The sequence below is a fragment of the Dietzia cercidiphylli genome (assembly GCF_039531545.1).
In the GTDB taxonomy this organism is placed as follows: domain Bacteria; phylum Actinomycetota; class Actinomycetes; order Mycobacteriales; family Mycobacteriaceae; genus Dietzia; species Dietzia natronolimnaea.
Genome location: NZ_BAAAQG010000029.1, coordinates 1 through 2,769, shown reverse-complemented (window position 1 = coordinate 2,769; position 2,769 = coordinate 1). Strand labels below are relative to the sequence as shown.

The window sequence follows — 2,769 nt, the reverse complement described above, 5'->3', positions numbered from 1 at the left end:
TGCTTTTCCTCGGGATAACGACATCGTCCCTACGCTTGCTCGCCTCTATCGGTTTCTATCTGGAGGTGAGCGGGAGATGAGTGTTCTCCTGGACGATCTGGTCGTGAAAGCGGATGCCGCGATCACTGCGCAGGGCTCGGCGCCCTCGACGCTGATGCAGTACCGGTGGGCCTGGTCCCAGTTCAAGTCGTTCTGCGCTGAGCGCAGTGCTGACGAGGCAGTCGTGTCGGAGGACGCCGTGACTGCGTTTGTGCAGTTCGTGGCCGCCGAACACCGCGAGGGACGCTACAAGCCGTGGAAGGCCAAGCTGCTGCGCAAAGCGGCCTTGGTGCTGTGGGAGGTGGCCACCACCGGTTCCTACCAGTGGCGGCTCTCCCGGCAAACGCATCCCAACGATGCGCTGGACGCGACGTTCCGGCCGGTTCAGGAGCAGTTCGAGGCCTGGCTGACCGATCAAGGACTGGCCACGACCACCCAAGATCTGTACGCGACGGTCTCACGCACGGTGCTGGCGCGGTTGCCTCAAGACGGTGTCCAGGAAATCGGCGCTCTGTCACCTGCAGACCTGGCGGCTGCAGTGGTCTTTCTCGGCGAGCGCTACCGCCCCGGGAGTATGCGCACCGCGCTATCCGCGATACGCGTATTGTGCCGCTTTCTCGAGGACACCGGACTGCGGCCGGGGCTGTCACGGGCGGTTCCGGGGCACTCGGCAAGACGCACCAACCCGGTCGGTGTGCTGAGCCCGAGCGACGTGGACAAGCTGGTGGACTCTATCGATCCGACCACACCAGCCAGGCGGCGGGACCGGGCGATGCTGCTGCTGGCGGCCAGGACCGGACTGCGTCCAGTCGACATCGTGAACCTACGGTTGAGCGATATCGACTGGGCACGGGCACAGATCACGCTGACCCAGCACAAGACGGGCTCGATGCTGACGTTGCCGCTGCTGGCGGACGTGGGGGAAGCGATCGCCGACTACCTGCTGCACGGAAGACCCACAGGCGCCACCAGCGATCACGTGTTCCTGCGGTCTCAAGCACCGTTCAACGCCCTGGCCACCTCGTCGGGATTATATTTCGTGGCTTCCCGGGCCTTCACCCGTACCGGCACGAGCGCCTCGAACGGTACAGGCCGCGGATTCCGGGTCTTACGGGCCTCGCTGGCCACCCGCATGCTGGCAGACGGGACGGTGCTACCGGTGATCACCGAGGCCCTGGGCCACCGCTCGATCGACTCGGCCAAACACTATCTGGCCGGGGACGAACAGCACATGCGCCAGTGCTGCCTCGATTTCGCCGGCATCGCACCACGTGGGGCGCGGTCATGAACGGCCTCGTCAGCGGCCTGGCCGCCCACATCCAAAGCCTGCTGGAGCTCAAGCACGCGATGGGATTTCCCTACGACACATCCGAACGGCACCTGCGCGGCTTCGACAAGCTGTGCGCCCGAGACTATCCCGACCAGGCCGTGCTGACCCGCCAGATGGCGATGTCCTGGGCGGCCGCCCGGACTGGCGAGCACGTCAACGGACAGATGCGCAGAATCACCCCGGTCCGGCAACTGGCCAAGCACATGAACGACATAGGCGTAGAGGCGTACGTCATCCCGACCGGCATCCCCGGACGGCAGGTCCGCTACCGGCCCCACCTGTTCACCCACGACCAACTGCGCGCCTTCTTCGATGCCGCCGACGCCATCCGCCCGTGCCTGTTCGGCGGGCCCAGGCATCTGGTCATCCCGGTGCTGTTTCGGATGATGTACTGCCTGGGCCTGCGTCCCGGGGAGGCCAGAAAGCTGCACCGCAACGACGTGGATCTGACCTCGGGCGCTGTGTGGATCCGCGAATCCAAGGGCCACAAAGACCGGATCGTGTTCATGTCCTCTGACCTGCACCAGTGCTGCCGGAGCTACGACGCCACCATCAGCGCCCTTCATCCCGAGCGGATCGCCTTCTTCCCCAACCACACCGGGGCTGCTTACAGTCACGGCACCGTCAACGGCTGGTTCCGCGAGCTGACCGCAGCCGCCGACCCGCCGATCGCGGCCGGCCCGGGCCCGGCGGCACGGCCCTACGACCTGCGCCACGCCCACGTGGTCGAGAACATCAACCGATGGTCCCGCGCCGGGGAAGATCCGCTGGCGCGCCTGCCCTACCTCGGCCTGCACCTGGGACACACCAACCCGGAAGACACCTGGTACTACTTCCACCTGGCCGCCGATTTCCACCCCGACCTGCGCCGACTGGCCAACGCCGGCCTCGAGACCGTCCTGCCGGAGGCCTGCCATGGACTCCGATGACTTCTATCGCCTCATCCGGACCTGGCTGACGATCCACCTGCCGCGGGCGCGCAGACTCAGCCCGCACACCATCCGTTCCTACAAGGCAGCTCTGAACGCCCTACTGGACTATTTGCGCCAAACCCGGGGCCTGCAGCTGGACGAGGTCAGCTTCGCGGCGCTCGACCACGCCACCGCGAGCGGATTCAGCATCTGGCTGCTCGAGACCCGGAATCTGGCGCCGTCGTCGGTGAACCAACGCCTGGCCGCGATCAAGTCCTTCCTGGCCTACTGTGCCGGCGAGGACCCCGCCCTGGTCGCGGTCTGGCTCGACGTCAAACGCATCCGCCCGGTACGGGCCCCGGCCCGCGCCCCCGACGCCTTGGAGGTCGCGGCGGTCGAAGCGTTGATTCGGGCCCCAGGCCAGGACACACTCCGCGGGCTTCGAGACACCATGATCATCCTGCTGCTGTTCGACACCGCCGCCCGCAT

The 2,769-nt window shown here is 66.5% G+C and carries 3 protein-coding genes; all 3 read left to right on the top strand.

Annotated elements, in window-relative coordinates; genetic code table 11:
• Positions 1 to 76: 76 nt before the first annotated feature.
• A complete protein-coding gene (locus ABD250_RS17745; RefSeq protein ID WP_182659556.1) occupies positions 77 to 1,327 on the top strand; it encodes a site-specific integrase in 1,251 nt (416 codons plus the stop codon).
• Entirely contained in the window at positions 1,324 to 2,298 is a 975-nt protein-coding gene (locus tag ABD250_RS17740) for a tyrosine-type recombinase/integrase (RefSeq protein WP_182659555.1), read from the top strand. The genes ABD250_RS17745 and ABD250_RS17740 overlap by 4 nt, the downstream gene beginning before the upstream one ends.
• On the top strand, positions 2,285 to 2,769 hold a 485-nt coding region (locus ABD250_RS17735; RefSeq protein ID WP_344393558.1), incomplete at its 3' end, for a tyrosine-type recombinase/integrase. The genes ABD250_RS17740 and ABD250_RS17735, both read left to right, overlap by 14 nt.

Coding starts and splice junctions, on each gene's coding strand:
- ABD250_RS17745 (WP_182659556.1), top strand. CDS start 77: ATGAGTGTTCTCCTGGACGATCTGGTCGTGAAAGCGGATGCCGCGATC.
- ABD250_RS17740 (WP_182659555.1), top strand. CDS start 1,324: ATGAACGGCCTCGTCAGCGGCCTGGCCGCCCACATCCAAAGCCTGCTG.